This is a genomic window from Streptomyces sp. NPDC002580, from assembly GCF_042889485.1.
Lineage (GTDB): Bacteria > Actinomycetota > Actinomycetes > Streptomycetales > Streptomycetaceae > Streptomyces.
On sequence record NZ_JBIAQZ010000005.1, the window covers coordinates 1 to 19590 of the forward strand.

13 protein-coding genes and 1 pseudogene are annotated in these 19590 nt (G+C 72.5%); 2 read left to right on the forward strand and 12 right to left on the reverse strand.

Features of this window, described 5'->3' with window-relative positions; translation table 11 throughout:
• Positions 1-482: 482 nt before the first annotated feature.
• On the reverse strand, positions 483-1490 hold the full coding sequence (locus tag ACFYW7_RS16805; protein WP_389502769.1) for a stage II sporulation protein M: 1008 nt from the start codon (positions 1488-1490) through the stop codon (positions 483-485).
• A gap of 119 nt (positions 1491-1609) precedes the next feature.
• Here ACFYW7_RS16805 and ACFYW7_RS16810 point away from each other — a divergent pair, with 119 nt between their 5' ends.
• Complete coding sequence (locus ACFYW7_RS16810) at positions 1610-2617, forward strand: RDD family protein (protein ID WP_389502771.1); 1008 nt, start codon at positions 1610-1612, stop codon at positions 2615-2617.
• Positions 2618-2652: 35 nt separating this feature from the next.
• On the opposite strand, the gene ACFYW7_RS16815 is transcribed toward ACFYW7_RS16810, so the two are convergent.
• The 9 genes and pseudogenes from ACFYW7_RS16815 to ACFYW7_RS16855 all read right to left on the reverse strand — a co-directional run bounded on the left by ACFYW7_RS16815 (position 2653) and on the right by ACFYW7_RS16855 (position 13257).
• Entirely contained in the window at positions 2653-3315 is a 663-nt protein-coding gene (locus ACFYW7_RS16815; RefSeq protein WP_389502773.1) for a hypothetical protein, read from the reverse strand.
• Positions 3316-3415: 100 nt separating this feature from the next.
• On the reverse strand, positions 3416-4873 hold the full coding sequence (gene ahcY / locus ACFYW7_RS16820) for an adenosylhomocysteinase (protein ID WP_389502775.1): 1458 nt from the start codon (positions 4871-4873) through the stop codon (positions 3416-3418).
• 451 nt (positions 4874-5324) lie between these two features.
• On the reverse strand, positions 5325-6302 hold the full coding sequence (locus ACFYW7_RS16825; protein ID WP_389502777.1) for a cation diffusion facilitator family transporter: 978 nt from the start codon (positions 6300-6302) through the stop codon (positions 5325-5327).
• Positions 6303-6444: 142 nt separating this feature from the next.
• Positions 6445-7596, reverse strand: a complete 1152-nt coding sequence (gene manA / locus ACFYW7_RS16830; protein WP_389503695.1) for a mannose-6-phosphate isomerase, class I — start codon at positions 7594-7596, stop codon at positions 6445-6447.
• Between the two features lie 131 nt (positions 7597-7727).
• Positions 7728-8855 carry an SIS domain-containing protein gene (locus tag ACFYW7_RS16835; RefSeq protein ID WP_389502779.1) on the reverse strand — a complete coding sequence of 376 codons (1128 nt, stop codon included), beginning with the start codon at positions 8853-8855 and terminating at the stop codon, positions 7728-7730.
• A gap of 289 nt (positions 8856-9144) precedes the next feature.
• The gene (locus ACFYW7_RS16840; RefSeq protein ID WP_355767387.1) at positions 9145-9315 is read right to left on the reverse strand and encodes a Trm112 family protein; all 171 of its coding nucleotides are present in this window, start codon (positions 9313-9315) and stop codon (positions 9145-9147) included.
• A 350-nt stretch (positions 9316-9665) separates the two neighbouring features.
• Complete coding sequence (locus ACFYW7_RS16845) at positions 9666-11027, reverse strand: phosphomannomutase/phosphoglucomutase (protein WP_389503697.1); 1362 nt, start codon at positions 11025-11027, stop codon at positions 9666-9668.
• A gap of 159 nt (positions 11028-11186) precedes the next feature.
• Positions 11187-12425, reverse strand: a pseudogene (locus ACFYW7_RS16850) (L-lactate permease); the annotation flags it as partial.
• 352 nt (positions 12426-12777) lie between these two features.
• Entirely contained in the window at positions 12778-13257 is a 480-nt protein-coding gene (locus ACFYW7_RS16855; RefSeq protein ID WP_389502782.1) for a DUF3499 domain-containing protein, read from the reverse strand.
• 259 nt (positions 13258-13516) lie between these two features.
• On the opposite strand from ACFYW7_RS16855, the gene ACFYW7_RS16860 reads away from it, so the two are divergent.
• Positions 13517-13966: a metallopeptidase family protein gene (locus tag ACFYW7_RS16860; protein WP_389503699.1), complete on the forward strand. Its 450-nt coding sequence runs from the start codon at positions 13517-13519 to the stop codon at positions 13964-13966.
• Between the two features lie 236 nt (positions 13967-14202).
• On the opposite strand, the gene ACFYW7_RS16865 is transcribed toward ACFYW7_RS16860, so the two are convergent.
• Together ACFYW7_RS16865 and ACFYW7_RS16870 are read right to left on the reverse strand one after the other, a co-directional pair.
• Positions 14203-15705 carry a DUF5719 family protein gene (locus tag ACFYW7_RS16865; protein ID WP_389502783.1) on the reverse strand — a complete coding sequence of 501 codons (1503 nt, stop codon included), beginning with the start codon at positions 15703-15705 and terminating at the stop codon, positions 14203-14205.
• Entirely contained in the window at positions 15702-19388 is a 3687-nt protein-coding gene (locus ACFYW7_RS16870; RefSeq protein WP_389502786.1) for a glycosyltransferase, read from the reverse strand. The genes ACFYW7_RS16865 and ACFYW7_RS16870 overlap by 4 nt, the downstream gene beginning before the upstream one ends.
• Positions 19389-19590: the final 202 nt, after the last annotated feature.

Here is a 19590-nt window from a genome sequence, read left to right on the forward strand (position 1 = left end):
TGAGTTCTCAAGGAACGGACGCTTCCTTTGTACTCACCCTCTCGGGCTTTCCTCCGGGCGCTTCCCTTCGGTCTTGCGTTTCCGACTCTACCAGATCCGTTTCCGTATCCGATTTCCTCGGCGCTTTCCAGGATCCCGCTTCCGCGTTTCCCTTTCCGGCGAGTCCGACTCTATCAGAACCTTTCGGGCCTGATTTCCTCGGTGCTTTCCAGGTTTTCGCTCTCGCGTTTTCCCTTTTCAGCGACTCCGACTTTATCAGAAGCATTTGGGCCGGATGACCGGCAACCATTTCTGAATCATCAGGAGGGGCTTCTGCTCAATCGAAGAATCGATTGCTTCGAGAAGCATGCAGACTCTAAACCGCCACCACCGGACATGTCCAGTTCTAGGCAACTGTTCGAATCTACCTCCCCGCTCGACCCGTGTCAACGGGTTTTTTGGGGCGAGGAGGAGACTAGCAGGTCAGCTGGGGCGCACGCACATCAGGCGGCCGTCGGGACAGTGGCGCTTCGCTCGGATGCCGCAACGTCACCGGTGTCGCCGGATCGTGCCGCGCGACCTCCGAGGACATAGACGTACAGGAGAAAGGCCAGTTCAGCCGCGATTCCGATGCTGATGCGGGCCCAGGTCGGGAGACCCGACGGCGTGACAAAGCCTTCGATGGCACCGGAGACGAAAAGGACGAGGGCCAGGCCCACTGCCATCCCCAGGGCCGCACGGCCTTCTTCCGCAAGGGCTGTGCGGCGGGAGCGCGGGCCCGGATCGATCACCGTCCAGCCCAGTCGCAGTCCCGTGCCCGCGGCGACGAAGACGGCGGTCAGCTCCAGCAGGCCGTGCGGGAGGACGAGTCCCAGGAAGGTGTCGAGGCGGCCGGCCGATGACATCAGGCCGATGCCGACTCCCAGGTTGAGCATGTTCTGGAAGAGGATCCACAGGACCGGAAGTCCCAGGAAGACACCCAGGACCAGGCACATCGCGGCGGCCTGGGCGTTGTTCGTCCACACGTGGGCGGCGAAGGAGGCGGCGGGGTGGCTGGAGTAGTAGGTCTCGTACTCGCCACCGGGCCGGGTGAGGTCGCGCAGCTGGCTGGGCGCGGCGATCGAGGCCTGGACTTCGGGGTGGGTGCCTATCCACCAGCCGAGGAGGGCCGCTATCGCCGTGGACACGAGGGCCGTGGGGACCCACCAGTGGCGGGAACGGTAGACCGCTGCCGGGAAGCCGTGCGTCAGGAAACGGGTGACATCGCGCCAGGAGGCTCGACGGGTTCCTGTCACGACGCTGCGCGCGCGGGCCACGAGTTGGCTGAGGCGCCCGGTGAGCTGGGGGTCCGGCGCACTGGACTGGATCAGCGAGAGATGCGTGGCGGTTCGTTGGTACAGGGTGACGAGTTCGTCGGTCTCGGCTCCGGTGAGGCCGCGCCGACGGCGCAGCAGGGCGTCGAGCCTGTCCCACTCGCCTCGGTGGGCGGAGACGAAGACGTCCAGATCCATCCTGTTGCCTGCTCCTCGGCTGCTCGTCTTGGATGTCAGCTTGTCGTACGGGGACGCGATGCGCCCTCAGCTTGGCAGACTGGCGGTTCTCGGGGCAGGGCAGGGGAAGGACGGCGATCGTGAGTGAGCTAGTGACGGGCGAGGCGGTGGCGCTGGAGTTGCGCCCCGCGAAGCTGCCGAGCCGGATGCTGGCGGTGTTGCTCGATCTGGCGGTGGCGATGGCGGCGTACATCGTGGTGACCATCGGTCTGGTCGCGGCGACCGCCGGGCTGGACGAGGCGGCGCAGATCGCCCTGTCGATCGCGAGTTTCCTTCTGGTGCTGGTCGGGGGGCCGATCGCGGTGGAGACGCTCAGCCACGGCCGGTCGTTGGGGAAGCTGGCGTGCGGACTGCGGGTGGTCCGTGACGACGGCGGGCCCATCCGGTTCCGGCACGCGCTGGTGCGCGGTGCCGTGGGAGTGGTCGAGATCCTGATGACGTTCGGAATCGTCGCGTGCGTCGCCTCGCTCGTGTCGGAGCGCGGGCGACGCCTCGGAGACGTGTTCGCGGGAACTCTGGTCGTGCGGGAACGGATACCGGTGGGCCGTACCTCGTACGTTCCTCCGCCGCCGCCCTGGCTGGCGGGGCGGTTCGCCGAGCTCGATCTGTCCGCCGTGCCGGACGGGCTGTGGCTGGCCGTCCGGCAGTACCTGACCCGGATGCGGCAGCTGGATCCGCAGGTCGGTGGGGCGATGGCGGAACGACTCGCCGCGGATCTCGCCGCTCGTACCGGAGTTCCGGCCCCGCAGGGTGTGCCGGCGGGCGCGTATCTGGCAGCCGTGCTGCAGGAACGGCAGACCCGGGAGGCCCGTCGGACGTTCGGGAGCGCGCCGGGCGGGTTCGCGGAACCCTGGCACGGCGGCCCTCCCTTCCAGCCGGGTGGTCCGGTGGGCGGTCCCGTTCCCTTCGGCGGTCACAGCGGTTTTCCCGTGCCGCCCGTCGGGCCTGACGGCCGCCCCTTCCCGTCCGGTCCCGGCGGACACCCCGCCACGGCTCAGCAGCCCGCGGCACGGCAGCCCTCCCCGCCGGCGGCGGCGCCGGTCGAGCCGGCGGAACGCCCCTCGACCGGATTCGTGCCGCCCGCGTAGCCGGACCCCAGTGGGCCGGCGTCGCGATCCCGCTGTCAGGTGAACACCGACGGCGGTGATCCGAGGTCCTCGAGTTCGATGCCGGGGGCCGCGAGCACGACGTCCCCCGCGAGGTGGACGGAGTACCGCTCCCCCGTGTCCAGCGCCGTGACCTGGTACTCGTCCACGGTCAGCGGACCGTTGTCAGTGGCGTGTGTCTCGCTTGCGATCAAGGCCCAGGACTGGTCGAGGGTGCGCGGGGCGAGGACCGGGTCGGTGAAGGCGACGAGGCGTACGCGGGTCGCCGGGGCGGCCGCGGACGGGGTGAGACGAAGGAGCCGGGCGGTGGCGACGAGGAACGCGGGAGAGGCGCCGGTGAAGCCGTGGGCGGGCACATTGCCCTCGTCGGCCTCCATTCCGGTGGGATCGGTGCGGACCCAGGTCACGCCGTCGATGGCGGCGCCGCGTACCTGCCAGTTCGCGGCGTGGAGTTCGAGGCGGATGGGGCGGCCGAGCTCGTCGAGGGCGAGGTCGACGGAACCGGTGACGGCCGCGGCGGCGGCGCCGTGCGGGGGTGCGTCGTCGGGATCCGGGCCGGCGGGCGCGGTGAGTCGGGAGACGTAGCGCCAGCCGGAGGGGCCGGGCGCGCAGTGGAAGTGCTCGTCGGCGAGAGGGGTGTGATCGTGCGGGTCGTGGAGCGAATAGCGGCCGCGGGGCATGGGCGTTCAGGTCCTCATCGGGGACAGGCCCCCGCCGGAACGGCGAGGGCCTGCTGACATCCGGACGCCGAGCGGTGGTACCACTGCTCGGCGGGCGTGCTCAGTAGCGGTAGTGGTCCGACTTGTACGGGCCCTCGACCTCGACACCGATGTACGAGGCCTGCTCGGGGCGCAGCGTCGTCAGCTTGACGCCGAGGGCGTCGAGGTGGAGGCGGGCGACCTTCTCGTCGAGGTGCTTGGGCAGCACGTAGACGTCGGTCGGGTACTCCTCGGGCTTGGTGAACAGCTCGATCTGGGCCAGGGTCTGGTCCGCGAAGCTGTTGGACATCACGAACGAGGGGTGGCCGGTGGCGTTGCCGAGGTTGAGCAGGCGGCCCTCGGACAGCACGATGAGGACCTTGCCGTCGGGGAACTTCCAGGTGTGGACCTGGGGCTTGACCTCGTCCTTGACGATGCCGGGGATCTTGGCGAGGCCGGCCATGTCGATCTCGTTGTCGAAGTGGCCGATGTTGCCCACGATGGCCTGGTGCTTCATCTTGGCCATGTCGGCGGCCATGATGATGTCCTTGTTGCCCGTGGTGGTGATGAAGATGTCGGCCGTGGCGACGACCTCGTCCAGGGTGGTGACCTGGTAGCCGTCCATCGCCGCCTGCAGGGCGCAGATCGGGTCGATCTCGGTGATGATCACGCGGGCGCCCTGGCCGCGCAGGGACTCCGCGCAGCCCTTGCCCACGTCGCCGTAGCCGCAGACGACGGCGGTCTTGCCGCCGATCAGGGTGTCGGTGGCGCGGTTGATGCCGTCGATCAGGGAGTGCCGGCAGCCGTACTTGTTGTCGAACTTCGACTTGGTGACGGCGTCGTTCACGTTGATCGCCGGGAACAGCAGGGTGCCGTCGCGGTACATCTCGTACAGGCGGTGGACGCCGGTCGTGGTCTCCTCGGTCACGCCGCGGATCTCCGAGGCGAGCTGGGTCCACTTCTGCGAGCCGTCGGTGATGGTGCGGTGCAGGAGTTCGAGGACGACGCGGTGCTCGTCGGACTCGGCGGTGTCGACCGAGGGGACCTTGCCGTCCTTCTCGTACTGGACGCCGTTGTGGACGAGCATGGTGGCGTCACCGCCGTCGTCCAGGATCATGTTCGGGCCGCCGGTGGGGGTGTTCGGCCAGGTCAGCGCCTGCTCCGTGCACCACCAGTACTCCTCCAGGCTCTCGCCCTTCCACGCGAACACCGGGACGCCCTGCGGGTTCTCGGGCGTGCCCTCCGGGCCGACCGCGATCGCGGCGGCCGCGTGGTCCTGGGTGGAGAAGATGTTGCAGGAGGCCCAGCGGACCTCGGCGCCCAGCGCGACCAGGGTCTCGATCAGCACGGCTGTCTGCACCGTCATGTGCAGCGAACCGGTGACCCGGGCACCCGCCAGCGGCTGGGCTTCGGCGTATTCCTTGCGGATCGCCATCAGGCCGGGCATCTCGTGCTCGGCGAGGGTGATCTCCTTACGGCCGAACGCGGCCAGAGAGAGATCGGCGACCTTGAAGTCCTGTCGGTGGTCGACAGTCGTCATGACGAACTGCTCCTCGGAGTCGGGGCGAGGTGGATAGGGCTGTTCTGCGCGACGACGGGCACTGCCGCATGCCCGTCGGGGCACGGACGTGTTCCGGCAGGGCACAGCTGTACCCGGTGCGCGCAGCGCAGTCCGTCGGAGGCCCTCTCTCCCTCGGACGGTCCGTGAGGACCGCCCGACCGCCATCAGCAGCGACGTCTGGCTCACCGACCAAGCTACACCGGTGGGCCCCGCCGCCCCCAGTCCGCCTTCGGCCACGGAGGGGTCCAGGCACGCCGATCGGGCCCGGTTCCGTGCTGGCCGTGCCGGCTCCCGGGGGCGCCGGCCCGGTCGTAGGACGTCGGACGGTGCCCTCGCCGCCGCCATGGACCGTTCGGGTTCGAGGGGGTGAACGGCCGTCAGGGCCGGCCCGGGTTCCGGGCCGGCCCCGACGACGTACGGGCGGGAGCGGTCAGTGGTCGGCCGAGGGCGTCGGTCCGCCGGGAGTCGCCGCGCGGTCCGGCCCCTTGGCGGCCTCGGCCTCGCTGTAGATGTCGGGCTCCAGGTAGATGACCCGGGCGATCGGTACGGCGGCGCGGATGCGGGACTCGGCGGCGTTGATCGCGGTCGCGACCTGGGCGGCCGTGTCGTCGTGCTTGACGGCGATCTTCGCGGCGACCAGGAGCTCCTCCGGGCCGAGGTGGAGCGTGCGCATGTGGATGATGCCGGTGACGGTGGCGTCGTCGACGATCGCCGCCTCGATCTTCTCGGTGTTCTCGGGGCCCGCCGACTCGCCCAGCAGCAGGGACTTCGTCTCGGCGGCGAGGATCAACGCGATCAGGATGAGCAGGACACCGATGCAGACCGTTCCGATGCCGTCCCAGACACCGTCGCCGGTGAGCAGGGCGAGGCCGACGCCGCCGAGGGCCAGCACGAGACCGATGAGCGCGCCGAAGTCCTCCAGGAGGACGACCGGCAGCTCGGGGGCCTTGGCCCGGCGGATGAACTGGGACCAGGAGTGCGAACCGCGCAGTTCGTTGGACTCCTGGATGGCCGTACGGAAGGAGAAGCTCTCGGCGATGATCGCGAAGACCAGGACGCCCACCGGCCAGTACCAGTTCTCGATCTCGTGCGGGTGCTGGATCTTCTCGTAGCCCTCGTAGACGGCGAACATGCCGCCGACCGAGAACAGGACGATCGAGACCAGGAAGGCGTAGATGTAGCGCTCGCGGCCGTAGCCGAACGGGTGCTCGGGCGTCGCCGCTCTCTGTGCCTTCTTGCCGCCGAGCAGGAGCAGCGCCTGGTTCCCGGAGTCCGCGAGCGAGTGAACGCCCTCGGCGAGCATCGACGAGGAGCCGCTGAACGCGAACGCCACGAACTTCGATACCGCGATCGCGAGATTGGCGCCGAGTGCCGCCACGATCGCCTTGGTGCCGCCTGAAGCGCTCATCTGCTCCTGCTGTCCCTTCGTACGCCGTCCGGACCCGTTCGTACCCTCGTACCCCCGGTCCAGGGCTTTGCCCGCTCTTTGCGGTGCGTCATTCTTGCAGCCCGGTCCGGCGGCGGCGCCCCAGGTCTGCGCTGTCGTCCCGTCAGGCCACCACTGTCGCACGGAAGATCGTGCCGGATCCGGACACTTCGACCCGTTCCCCCGCCGGTACGAAGACCGATCCGCCGGAGGTCAGGTCGATGCCGTCGGCCCGCACGGCGCCCGAGGCGCAGAGCAGGATCTGCGGGGTCCCGCGGGTGAGGTCGCGGGGGTCGGCGCCTTCGGCGACGACGTACCGGGAGAGACGGAACTCGTCGATGGGGGTCGCGTAGACCTCCTCGCCGTCGGCGGACGCCTCGGGGCGCAGGACGCCGGGGTCGCCCGCCTCGAAGCGGACCACGCGCAGGAGTTCGGGGACGTCGACGTGCTTGGGGGTCAGGCCGCAGCGCAGGACGTTGTCGCTGTTGGCCATGATCTCGACGCCGAGGCCGTTCAGGTAGGCGTGCGGGATGCCCGCGCCGAGGAACAGGGCCTCGCCCGGCTGGAGCCGGACGTGGTTGAGGAGCATCGCGGCGATGACTCCGGGGTCGCCCGGGTAGTGGTGGGCGATGTCGGCGTACGGGGCGTAGGCGCCGCCGAGGCGGGCGCAGGCGGCCGTGGTCTCGGTGACCGTACGGGCCATGTCGTCGGGGTCGGCGCTCAGCACCGCCGTGAGGACCTCGCGCAGCGCCGCCTCCTGGGGGTGGGCGCGCAGCAGGTCGACGTACGGCTTGAGGGAGTCGACGTCGAGGGCGGCGAGGAGTTCGGCGGCCTCCTCGGGGGCGCGGAATCCGCACAGGCCGTCGAACTCGGTGAGCGCGCAGATCAGTTCGGGCTTGTGGTTGGCGTCCTTGTAGTTGCGGTGCGGGGCGTCGATCGGGACACCCCGGCGCTCCTCGTCCTCGTAGCCCTCCCGTGCCTGTTCGAGATCGGGGTGGACCTGGAGGGAGAGGGGGGCTCCGGCGGCGAGCAGCTTGAGGAGGAACGGCAGCCGGGGGCCGAACTTCGCGACGGCGGCGCGGCCGAGTTCCTTCTCCGGGTCCTCGGCGACGACCTCGTTGAGCGGACCGCGCCCGGTGCGTGAGGGGGCGCCCGGGTGGGCGCCCATCCACATCTCCGCCTGGGGCTCGCCGCTCGGTTCCAGGCCGAGCAGGTGCGGGATCGCGGTGGTCGAACCCCAGGCGTAGGGGCGGACGGTGTTGTCGAGGCGGTCCATGGCTGTCTTCATTCTCCGTACGTGCGCTGCTCGGCCCGCTCGGGGGCGGGCGGTGAATCGGAAGGCGTGGCGTCAGGGACGCCGGTGCCGGGATCCGGCGGCGGGCCGGGGCCGCGGTGTCCCGCCCAAGATCAGGCCCCCGAGGCGAGCGCCAGGTAAACGGCGGCGAAATCCGTGATGGCGATCAGCTCCGCGAGGGTCTCCAGTTCGCCGCCCTCCTCGGGTTCGAGCTCGCTGATCGCGGTGTCGTGGCCGAGGGCGAGTTCGCGGGCGGCGGGTGCGGCGCTGATCCCGCCGATCGGACGGTCCCGCAGGAGCACAACGCGCGCGTGCATAACCTGTGCCTCCTCGACGCGGTCGCGGAAGAAGTCGTCGGGGTCCGCGCCGGCGGCGAGCGCTCCGGAGAGCAGCACGCTGTGCGAGGCGAGCGCCTCGGGCAGCTCGGCGGTGAGCGCGGGGCGGCCTGCGAGTTCGGCGAGCGCGGCGGTGAAACGGCGGCCGGCCGGGCCCGCCGAAGTGCCTTCGGTCCAGATCACCGGGAGGGCCTCGGCTAGTTCGACGGCGAGGGTCTTGGCCGGGTTGCTGTAGGCGGCGGTGGCGGGGCCGCAGCGTTCGGCGACGCGGTCGAGGCGGTCGGCGACCTTCTGCAGTGCCTCCGGCGGGGCCGACACGAGGCCGGTGCGGTCGAGGAGGGCCAGCAGCGGGGTGAGGAGCGCCCAGAGCACGCCGGGGGCGGAGGCTCCCAGGGGCTCCTCCTGGTCGTACGGGGCGGTCGCCATCGGCACGAAGAGGCCGTGCGCGCCTTCCACCCACTCGGCGAGGGGGGAGCCCGCGGGAGAGACCGCGGCGACGGTGCTGCCGCGGCGGTAGGCCTGCTCGATCAGGAGTTCCAGGCCGGGTTCGCTGCCGTCGGGGGTGGCGATCAGCAGGAGGTCGACGGGGCCGGCCCAGCCGGGAAGGTCCCAGCGCAGGGCGCCTCCGGCGGGAGCGACGCCGGTGGGGGTGATCCGGGTGAACGGACAGCTGGCTCCGGCGAGGGTGCCGAGCAGTTCGGCGACACCGGTGGCGGCCATGCCGGGGCCGGCGATCAGGACGCCTCGCGGGCGGCCGTCCGGCTTCAGCTCGGAGATGCCGGCCTCGGCGGCGTGCCGGACGGCGGTGCGCACCCGGGCGCCGGCCTCGGCGGCGCCACGGAGCAGCGCCCGCCGGTCGGCCCGGGCGAGCGCTTCGGGATCGTCGAGGAGCGATTCGTCGAGCATGGGGTCGGGAGCCTCCGATCGCCGGGGGCCGCTTGCGCGTGAGCCGCCGGGGTCACTTGCACGGGGCCGCTCGCGCTGGCTGCCGAGCGGCGCTGGGTCGGACCGGTGCCGGCCGGGTGCGCCGGTCGCCGATCGGGGCGGCGGCGCCGTTCTCGGTGCGGGCGGCGGCGCTGTCGCCTGTCGTCGGGTGTCGTCGTGCCTGCCGCGCCGTGGGAACGCCCGGGGACGGCGCGGCGTTCCCCGGGCGCGCGGCGGTCGCGGCGCCGTCGCCGGCGGGCGGCCGCCTCGGCTACGCGGGGCGGCGGGCCTCGTCGACCAGGAGTACGGGGATGCCGTCACGGACCGGGTACGCGAGGCCGCAGTCCGCTCCCGTGCAGATCAGCTCGGTCTCCTGCTCCTTGATCGGGGCATGGCAGGCCGGGCAGGCGAGGATCTCCAGGAGGCCGGCTTCGAGCGGCATGGGGTGTCCTTCCGAAACGGTGGATGCGGCCAGGTCAGGGTACCGCTGCGGGAACCCGGACGCCGGGGTGCGGGACCGGTTCGTGGAGGCGTGGGGGCCGGAGCACCGGGCCGTGCGGAGCCGCGTCCCCGCGCGGTCCTCGCCGGGCCGTGCGCCCGGGCGCACGGCCGGGACGGCGGGTCCGGTGTCCGGGCCGACCGGCACCGGGCCGGCCTTCCTGGTGGACGGCCGGACCTCCGTCCGGACGGCAGACCCGCAGTCGGCCGCTCCGGACGAGGCGCGGGAGGGTGGGCCTGCCGCCCGGCCGGGGGCGGGCGGTGAGCACGGTCGGAGCGGACGGCGGGCGGTGCTCAGGCTCTGATGATCTCCAGCACCGCGTCCCGGAGCTTCGTCATCGTGGCCTCGTCGCGGGCCTCGGCGTTGAGGCGGAGCAGGGGCTCGGTGTTGGAGGGGCGGACGTTGAACCACGCGTCCTCGGTGGTCACCGTGAGGCCGTCGAGTTCGTCGATGGTGACGCCCTCGCGGCCCTCGTACGCGGCCCTGACGGCGGCGAGGCGGGCGGCCTGGTCGTCGACGGTCGAGTTGATCTCGCCGGAGCCGGTGTAGCGGTCGTACTCCGCGACGAGCCCGGAGAGGGGGCCGTCCTGACCGCCGAGGGCGGCGAGGACGTGGAGGGCGGCCAGCATGCCGGTGTCGGCGTTCCAGAAGTCGCGGAAGTAGTAGTGCGCGGAGTGCTCGCCGCCGAAGATCGCGCCGGACGTGGCCATCTCGGCCTTGATGAAGGAGTGGCCGACCCGGGTGCGGACCGGGGTGCCACCGTGCTCGCGGACGACCTCCGGGACCGACCAGGAGGTGATGAGGTTGTGGATGACCGTGCCACCGCCGTGCTTGGCCAGCTCGCGGGCGGCGACCAGCGCGGTGATCGCGGACGGGGAGACCGGCTCGCCGCGCTCGTCGATGACGAAGCAGCGGTCGGCGTCGCCGTCGAAGGCGATGCCGAGGTCGGCGCCCTCCTCGCGGACGCGCTTCTGGAGGTCCACGAGGTTCGCCGGGTCGAGCGGGTTGGCCTCGTGGTTCGGGAAGGTGCCGTCGAGCTCGAAGTACATCGGGACGAGCTCCAGCGGCAGGCCGGAGAAGACGGTGGGCACGGTGTGGCCGCCCATGCCGTTGCCCGCGTCGACGACGACCTTCAGCGGACGGACGGAGGTCAGGTCCACGAGCGAGCGGAGGTAGGCCGCGTAGTCCTCCAACGTGTCGCGGCTCGTGATCGCGCCGGGTGTGGCGTCCGACGTCGGGGCGCCGGAGTCGAGCCAGGTCTCGGCGAGGCGGCGGATCTCCGAGAGGCCGGTGTCCTGGCCGACGGGGGCCGCGCCCGCCCGGCACATCTTGATGCCGTTGTACTGGGCCGGGTTGTGCGAGGCGGTGAACATGGCGCCCGGCAGTCCGAACGCGCCCGACGCGTAGTACAGCTGGTCCGTGGAGCACAGGCCGATCTCGGTCACGTCGACCCCGCGCGCCGCCGCACCGCGCGCGAAGGCGCGGGACAGTCCGGGCGACGACGGCCGCATGTCGTGCCCGATCACGATGGCGTCCGCTCCGGTCACCTGGACGAAGGCGGCGCCGAACAGCTCGGCCAGCGGCTCGTCCCACTGGTCCGGGACCACCCCGCGTACGTCGTACGCCTTCACGAGCTGCGACAGATCAGCAGTCACGGCCAACCCTCCAGAAGTCCACTTCGGTCGCCCCAAACTACCCGTCCGGGCTGACGGCGAGCCGCGCCGAGCCCGAGTGGGGCGCATCCGTGACCAGCGGAACGGCCCCGTCACGCGCGCGAAACCGGACCGACCCGGGACGGGCTCCGGACGGTTTCGGGGCAGCATCCAGGAGAGGACCGGCGAGCTCTGCCCCACCACGATCAGGCACATGACGAGCAGGAGCCCGAGACTCCAGGGCAGCACCTTGCGCAGCAGATCCCCCTCGCGGCCCGCGAGCCCGACGGCCGCGCAGGCGGTGGTCAGGTTCTGCGGCGAGATCATCTTTACGAGGACACCGCCCGAACCGTCGGCGGCGGCGAGGAGTTCGGGCGACAGCCCCGACTCGCGGGCGGCGCTCACCTGGAGGGCTCCGAAGAGGGCGTTCGACGAGGTGTCGGAGCCGGGCACCGCGACGCCGAACCAGCCCAGCACGGGTGACAGGAAGGCGAGTCCGGCGCCCGCCGCCGCCACGAAGTGGCCGATCGTCGCGGCCTGTCCGGAGAGGTTCATGACATAGGCGAGGGCCGGCACGGAGGTCACGGTCAGGATCGCGAACCTCAACTCGCGCGCGGTGGCGAGCCATTCCCGCAGCGCCACGCGCGCGCACCCCGAGCACCACGGCCGTGCAGACCCCGGCGAGCAGCACGAGGGTGCCACCGGTGGCCACGATCGGCCAGGTGAAGACGTTCCCGCCCACCGGTCTGCCGTTGGGGTCGACGACGTCCAGGAAGGGCCAGCCGCACGTCCGCGTCGCCCAGTCCTTCACGGCCGGGATCCGAGCGGTCGAGAAGATCGCGACGATCAGGGCGTACGGGGCGTGGGCGCGGACGACTTCGCGGCGGGGGTCCTCCTCGTCGAGGTCCTTGCCGCGGACGCCGGTCAGGACCGGGCCCGTACGGACGCGGCGGCGGGCACCTGCGCGCGGGGCACGGCGACCAGGGCGGCCGCGCCGGCCAAGTCGGCGCCGATGTCGGCGAGTTGCGCCGGGACGTGGGCGACCACGAGCGCCTGGACGCGCGGGTCGTCGGACAGCCGCCCGAACGAGCGGCGCAGGATGTCGAAGTGCCGGGTGCGGACGGTCGTCCGGTACACCCACAGGGCGTTGACGACGATCCACAGGATGGGGAAGAGACCGAACACGGCGCCCTGGGCGGCGCTGGAGAGCGTCTGGGCCACCGGCATGCCGTAGGCGAGCCAGGCGACCAGCGGGGCCGCCAGAAGGCCCGTCAGGCCCGCCAGGTGGGCTTTCACGCGGGCGCCGCCGAGAAGGATCAGCACGAGGACGAGGGGCAGGGCGGCCACCAGGGCGGACAGGCCGGGCGGGTCGGCGACGGGTTGCAGCTCCTGGACGTACACGGAGGCCTCCCCGGTTTCCGTGATGCGGAAAGCGATTTCTCACGACAGCGAAATCGTCATGTCCTCGACTCGACAGCTTCACGTCGATGGGTGTGCGTCGCTCAGCGGAATCGGCACACGGGAAGGACGCGGGGCGGATGCGGGCGGGCCGGGTGGGCGCGGGACGCGTGCCGCACGGACGCCCCGGACACCGGCGCGAGGAGGCGCCGCCCGAGGCGGGCGGGGCGAGGGCGCGACGACGGGTGCGGCGATCACGGGGAAGCGCGGAGAACCGGGTGCGGGGTCGCCGGTCCGCGGAGCGGCGTCGAAAGGGGGCGAGCCGCCCGGAGGGGGCGGTCGCGGGGAGCGGGGCTCAGTTGTCGGGCGAGCGCAGGATCCGCAGGTGGCCGCGGCGCGCGACCTCCATCGGGTCCACCGAGCGGGCGCTTCCGCCGCCGGCCTCCGCCGGGCGCTTCTGCGGACGGGCCGCCTCGCGCACCGCGTTCGCCAGCGCCTCCAGGTCGTCACCGCTGGGGCGCGAGGGGCCGGAGGAGTCGGCGAGCCGGACGACCTCCCACCCGCGCGGCGCGGTGAGCCGCTCGGAGTGCTCGGCGCACAGGTCGTAGCAGTGGGGTTCGGCGTAGGTGGCGAGGGGGCCGAGGACCGCGGTCGAGTCGGCGTAGACGTACGTCAGCGTCGCGACGGCGGGACGGCCGCAAGCGGTGCGCGAACAGCGACGTACAGGGCTCACGAGGTTGGACGGTACCGCACTCTTGAGCGGGCCGCGACGACTCTCCCCCAGGTCACCCCACCGTGTCGTGTTGTGGAGCGCCGCGCGCCGTCCTCCGGCCATCAGCCCCTGGCCTGGGGCGACATCAGGTGCCGGAGTGCCGAACAGACCTGAATCCGATCACCACTTGGTACGAATCATGTCAATTTCCATGCCAATGACAGTCCTGGAGGGATACGAAATCGAGCCCAAGTTGGCTTGAATGGTCATTGAGAGACATTCGGAACGGATTCCGGCCACCGCCGTCGGTCCGCCCGCCCGACGGCGGGCGGCCGCGTGGGGCCGGGCGGCCGGGCCGGGCGGGGACTACTCTTCGTCAGTGATGGACAACCCCGTACCGCCCCGCGCCGCAGCAGCCGGTCCCCGTCGTCGTGACCGCCACGGCAGGGGCATGCGCGGCCCCGTGGCGCCGCCCCAGGTGCCGCTCGCGGCGAGCCGTTCCGAAGTGTTCGCGGACCTGGTGCAGGACTCCGTGGAGCGGCTGGAGCGACGCTGGCCACAGCTCGCGGACATCGACTTCATGATCCTCGAGGTCCCCCGTCTGGAGGGCTCGGGCGAGAACTGGAGCGACGAGGCGGTCCCCCTGGGCGGCACGATCGCGGCGCGCGACGGGCATCCCGCGCGCGTGGTCGTCTATCGCCGCCCGGTCGAGATCCGTACCAAGGGCCGCGACGAGCGGGCCGCCCTGGTGCACGAGATCGTCGTCGAGCAGGTCGCGGAACTGCTGGGACTGACACCGGAGACGGTGGACCCGCGGTACGGCGAGGACTGAGGACCGGGCGGGCACGGACCACGCAGCCGCTCGGGCCGAGAGTGCCGGCGATGCGCGACCGGCGGTGGGCGGCGGTCGGTGCCCACGGTGAGCGGCCGTCCACGGTGGGGAAGGTTCCGGCGTGATCGGTCCGTGGTGATCGGTCCGTGGTGACCGGACGCCGTGTGGGCAGGCAGGCCGATCCGTCCGTACGAGGGCCCCGGGCCGGGTCGTACGGACGGATCAGCCGTGACGGATCACTGCTTGAGCAGTACCGAGAGGTCCTGTCCCGCCTCCGGCACCGAGACCGTTCCGCGGTCGTCCGGGAGGGTCTGGACGGTGAAGCCGGGGACGCCGTCCTCGGTCACCGCGAGCATCCTGGAGGCGTAGACCGGGCCTCCGGAGACCGGCTCGACCGTGAGGGCGTACGTGCCCTTGAGGCCGTCCGGGACGGGGGCCTCGACGTTCTGGGTGGTCCCGCCCTTGATCGTGAACGTCTCCGTGACGGCCTCGCCGCCCTCGCTGCCCGCGGACGCGGTGACCTTGACCCGGGCCCCCGCACCGGGGGCGGTCACGGCCAGCGTGGTGCCCTTGGCCCTGTTGTCGGCGGCCGTCGCGCGCGCCCCGACCGGGGCGGTGGCCGGGATGAAGGCGATCTCCCGCTGGTCGCCCTTGCCGCGCACGACCCGCAGGGCGGCGACGACCGGCACGGCCGTGCCGGTGGGTGAGACCACCAGGGAGCCCGCTTCGCCGCGGGTGACGTCCCCGAGGTCGAGGGCGGACGTCATGCCGGCCTTGACGTGCAGCGTCTCGCCCCCGGCCGGGGTGATCGTCCCCGACGGCGACGCGAGGCGCACCTTCAGGTCGGCGTCCGTGTCACCGGGCACGAAGGCGACCAGGTCGACGGACGTGGCGTCCTTGGGGATGCCCGGCATGACGAGGGTGTCCGCGGGGTCGGTGGCGGCGGCCAGCCAGTCGCCGCCGATCTTGTCGTCCAGTGCCTGTACGGCGGCGCCGACCCGGCCGCTGCGGACCGTGACGTGCACGGTGAGGTCGGTCTGCGGATCGCCGGCCAGCGTGTTCAGCAGGATCGGCTCGCTGGCGTGCGGCTGGACCGTGATCCCGTCGGCCACCGCGGACTTGAGCTTGCCGTCCTTGCCGTACAGGTCGATGTCGACGACGGCCGCGGAGTCGTCGGGGTTGGTCAGATGCACGTAGTCGCTGCGCGCTTCCGCGGTGCTGGCGCCCGGGAACCAGAACTCGGTGTCGGGAGCGGTGCAGTTGGTGCCCAGCAGGCCGCGCCCGGTGCCCACGGCGACGTCCGTGGTCTCCTGAACCGTCCAGCCCGGCGCGAACTTGCCCTGCGCGATGCCCACGAGGGCGGGCGTGGTGGCACCCGAGGTGTCACCGGTCACCGGCTTGCCGGGCTCCTTGGGAGTGACGACGGGCTTGGCGGTCTTGCCCTTGGCACCGCTCTTCTTGCCGTCGTCGTCCTGCGACTCCTCGGCGGCGGCCTGGAGTTGGGCCTTGCCGCTGCCGCTCGCACCCTCCGCGACCGGGGTGAAGGACGTGTAGGTGGTGTCGGCGATGTCGGAGGTGCTCGGCTGCGGACAGAGCAGGCTGGTGCGCTCCACGGGCAGCCGCGCGGCCGTCCTCGCCGTGTCGCCACCGGTGGCGTCCGGCGTCTTGAGGGTCGCGAATCCGGTGACGGCGGCGAGCGTGGTCACGCCGGCGATCAGGGACAGGGTCGTGCGGTTCACTGCTGGCTCCCGTCGGGGCGCTCACTGTCGGTGCCGTGCCCGGGCTGCGTGGGGTCGTACGCCGGGTCGTAGCCCTGGCCGCCCGTCTCGTAGCCCTGGCCCTGGCCCTGGGCGTCGTAACCCTGGCCGTACTGGTCGTACGCCGCCGTGCCTCCGTAGGCGTACGGGTCGTACTGGCCGCCCTGGTAGGCGTCCGCCCGGTACGTCTGGTCGTAGCCGCCCGCCGGGTACTGCTGCTGCCCGTCGTACTGCTCGCCGCCGTAGGTGCCGTACTCGGCGCCCGCGTAGTTCGCCGCGTCCCACTCGTCGTACGTCCCCTGCTGGGGTACGGCCCCGACCGGGACCTCCTCGTCCGCCGCCGGCTCGTCGGCGAAGTCGCCGTCCGACGGCTCGGCCTCCGCCTCGGCCTCGGCTTCCGCCTGGGCCCGCAGTCGGCGGGCGCGGCGGCCGTCGCCCGTGACGTCCTGGGCCGGCACGGCCCGCTCCTCGGGGAGGTCGTCGTCGACGTCCCGGCGCCGGCCGGGCAGGGCGAGCACCACGAGGACCAGGGCGAGCGCGCCCTGGGTCCACAGCCAGGCCGTGTGGGTCAGCGGGGCGTCGAAGGTGACGTCCAGCCTGCCGCCGCCGGAGGGCAGCTCGAAGCCCTGCGCCCAGCCGTCCACGGTGGTGCGGGTGAGCGGCTTGCCGTCGAGGGTGGCCGTCCAGCCCGCGTCGGCGCTGTCGGCCAGGCGCAGGACACGGCCCTCGCCCCCGGTGGGAACGGTCGTGTGCACCTCGACCGGTCCGGCGGCGACGGATTCCGGGTCGCCGGACGCGGGGACGACGGCGACGCGCGAGACCTGCTGGTCGACGCGCCACAGGGCGCTGCCGTCCCGCTGGCTCAGCCGGGTCAGGCCCGTGGTGGCGTCCAGGACGCGGCTCACCTGGCGCGGCGCGCCCTTGCGTACCAGGACGTAGCGCACGGCGAAACCGCCGAGTTCGTCGGCCTGGTCGGCGCCGGAACCCGCCACCAGGTTGGCGACGACCTTGTCGAGCTTCTTGTTCCCGCCGCCCGCCGAGGCGAGTTCGGCGTCGCCGAGGCGGGCGCCGGAACCGCGCACGAGGACGTAACCGACCTTGGCGGCGGAGGGGCTGTCGAGAACGAGGGTGCGGGCCTGGTCGCGGGTGCCGCTCTCCTCGGCGACGAACGGGGGCACCTGCACCGGGTCGCGGCGCTCCAGGGGGCCGTCGGCGCCGCGGATGATCCATCCCGCGGCGACGAGCAGCGGGCCCGCGATGCAGGAGAAGGCGATGAGCGCGGCCACCGGCTGACGCCAGCCGAAGCTCTGCTCGGCGACACGCGCGCGGGCGCCGTCGGCACCGACGGCGGCGGCGGCGAGAAGCGCGAGGCCGTAGACGAGCGTCGCGGGGCCGGCCCAGGTGGAACTGTTGGACAGGACCGCGAAGACGAGGGCCACGACGGCGACGATCCAGGCGGTCAGGATGCCCGCCTGGCGTTCGGTGCGCATCAGGGCGGCCAGCGCGGCGAGTACGACACCGAAGAGCATCAGGCCGCTGACGGTCCCGGGGCCGCCGGGACTGGCGCCGAGCAGGTCGAGCGGGGAGGCCGCGCCGCCGCCGTACTCCAGGCCGGCCTCCTTGAAGAAGCCGAACGGCAGCAGGGTCAGCGACCAGGGGGCGAGGACCAGCAGCGGGGTGCCGAGCTGGGCCACGAAACGCAGCCCGTAGGCGGGGATCTCCCTGCGGCGCACCACGAGCAGCGCGACGCCGAGGACCAGCGCGATGGGCCACACGATCGGGGTGAACGCCGTGGTGAACGTCAGCAGCAGGGCGTACGCCCAGGTCGCGCGCCAGCTCCCGCGCGCACGGGAGGCATGCGCGAGACCGCTCGCCGCGATGCCCGCGCGCGCGATGAGCGGCAGCAGGATCGCGAGGACGGCGGTCCCGATGCGGCCGCCCGCGAGCGCGCCGGTGGCGGCGGGCAGGAAGGCGTACGCGACCGAGGCCCAGGCGCGCAGCAGGCGCGACTCGACCAGGGGCCGCGAGGCGAAGTACGCGGCGAAGCCGGCCAGCGGGACGGATCCCACGAGGAGCACGGTGACGGCGAGCCCGGTGGAGCCGAGGAGCGTGGAGGCCAGCAGCGCGACGAGGGCGAGGTAGGGCGGCGCGGACGTGGTGTCGCCCGCGCCGACCGGATGCCAGCCGTCGAGGTAGCGCGCCCACAGCTCGGAGGCGTCGGCGGGCGCGGGGAGCAGCGTGCCGCCCGCGAGGGTTCCGCCGCCGATCAGGTCCCGGCAGGCCAGGAGCGAGAAGAACAGGAGGACCAGGAAGAGCATCGGGCCGGGGTTCCGCGCTATGCGCTTGATCCGGGCGAACTGCTCGATCTGCAGGAAGTCGCCGTCGTCGTCGCCCGGTCCGGACTCGACGGCGCCGCCGTGCCGTCCGGCACCCGTGGCGGCCTCGGCGTCGGCGCGGCTCGTCAGGTTCCCGGCGGCCTGCTCGACGGTGGCCCGCACGGTGGCTCCCGGCGGCGGGAACAGGGCCCGCAGCTCGCCCTTGTCGACCTGTGGGCGGCCGCGCCTGCGCCGGCCGGCGATGATCCGCTCGGGGCGCAGCAGGGTGCCGAGGAGGCCGCGGATCTCGTCGACGGCCTGTCCGGGGACCTTGCCGACGAGGTAGGCGACGGTGCGCAGCAGGGTGCCGAGGACGAGACGGATCAGGATCCAGGGCAGCTGCGCGGTGCGGGCGTTGACGAGAAGGGTGTAGACGGCGCCCGCTTTGTCGACCTTGTGCGGGGACGCGGAGGTGCGGCCCACGCAGTCGACGGTGCGGCGCTCGCGGGAGGCGGCCTCGGCGTGCCGTACGACCGCCTCCGGGGCGACGAGGACACGGTGGCCTGCGGCCTGGGCGCGCCAGCACAGGTCGACGTCGTCGCGCATCAGGGGCAGCCTGCGGTCGAAGCCGCCGAGCTCCTCGAAGACGTCGCGCCGGATCAGCATTCCGGCGGTGGACACGGACAGCACGGGATGGACGTGGTCGTGCTGGCCCTGGTCCTGCTCGCGGCGGTCGAGGCCGGTCCAGCGGCGGCCCGAGTTGGCGATGGTGACGCCGACCTCGAGGAGCTGCCTGCGGTCGTACCAGCCGCGGAGCTTGGGGCCGACGATGGCCACGTCCTGGCCGATCTCCCGCTCGTTCTCCACGACCCGCAGCAAGTGGGCCAGGGCGTCGGGCTCCGGGGCGCTGTCGTCGTGCAGCAGCCAGAGCCACTGCTCCGGCTCGCCGTACGGGAGGTCCGGCAGGTCGTAGGCGTCGTCGCGCCAGCTGCGGGTGACGGGGTCCCAGCCGCTCGGGCGCTTGAGGTAGGGCAGGTCGTCCGGGGTCAGCACGCCGGCGGTGCGGGACACCTCCTCGACCGCCTGGCCGAAGCCGGTGCGCCGTGCCAGGTGCAGCACATGGTCGGCGCCGAGCGCCTCGGTGAGCAGCTCGGCGGATTCGTCGCCGCTGCCGGTGTCGGCCGCCAACGCGTTCTGCACGGGGCGTTCCTGGCCGAGCAGCCCGGCGAGCGCCTCGGGCAGCCAGCGGGCGCCGTCGTGGGAGACGAGCACCGCGGTCACGACGTGGCGCGGGAACTCAGGGGCGGCAGCGGCGTCGTTACGGGCTGCCGAATGGCTGTGCACGGACATCGAGGTACGGGCCCCGGTTCGATGGACTGCGGTGGACGTCTGTGTCCGGCGGGGACAGCGCGACGTCTCGGACGAGGGCCCACACTAACGGCTGGGCAGGACGGCGGCCCGCCGCCTGTGGACAAGCCACTGACGACGGGCCGTTCGTTACGTAGGTGTGTGTGCCGTTTGGTTCGGCGTACCCACGTGTGCGGGCGACTGT

Excerpts from the sequence above, each read along its gene's own strand:
- ACFYW7_RS16805 (WP_389502769.1), bottom strand. The coding sequence starts at position 1,490 with ATGGATCTGGACGTCTTCGTCTCCGCCCACCGAGGCGAGTGGGACAGG.
- ACFYW7_RS16815 (WP_389502773.1), bottom strand. The coding sequence starts at position 3,315 with ATGCCCCGCGGCCGCTATTCGCTCCACGACCCGCACGATCACACCCCT.
- ahcY (WP_389502775.1), bottom strand. The coding sequence starts at position 4,873 with ATGACGACTGTCGACCACCGACAGGACTTCAAGGTCGCCGATCTCTCT.
- ACFYW7_RS16825 (WP_389502777.1), bottom strand. The coding sequence starts at position 6,302 with ATGAGCGCTTCAGGCGGCACCAAGGCGATCGTGGCGGCACTCGGCGCC.
- manA (WP_389503695.1), bottom strand. The coding sequence starts at position 7,596 with ATGGACCGCCTCGACAACACCGTCCGCCCCTACGCCTGGGGTTCGACC.
- ACFYW7_RS16835 (WP_389502779.1), bottom strand. The coding sequence starts at position 8,855 with ATGCTCGACGAATCGCTCCTCGACGATCCCGAAGCGCTCGCCCGGGCC.
- ACFYW7_RS16840 (WP_355767387.1), bottom strand. The coding sequence starts at position 9,315 with ATGCCGCTCGAAGCCGGCCTCCTGGAGATCCTCGCCTGCCCGGCCTGC.
- ACFYW7_RS16855 (WP_389502782.1), bottom strand. The coding sequence starts at position 13,257 with ATGGCCGGAGGACGGCGCGCGGCGCTCCACAACACGACACGGTGGGGT.
- ACFYW7_RS16860 (WP_389503699.1), top strand. The coding sequence starts at position 13,517 with ATGGACAACCCCGTACCGCCCCGCGCCGCAGCAGCCGGTCCCCGTCGT.
- ACFYW7_RS16870 (WP_389502786.1), bottom strand. The coding sequence starts at position 19,388 with ATGTCCGTGCACAGCCATTCGGCAGCCCGTAACGACGCCGCTGCCGCC.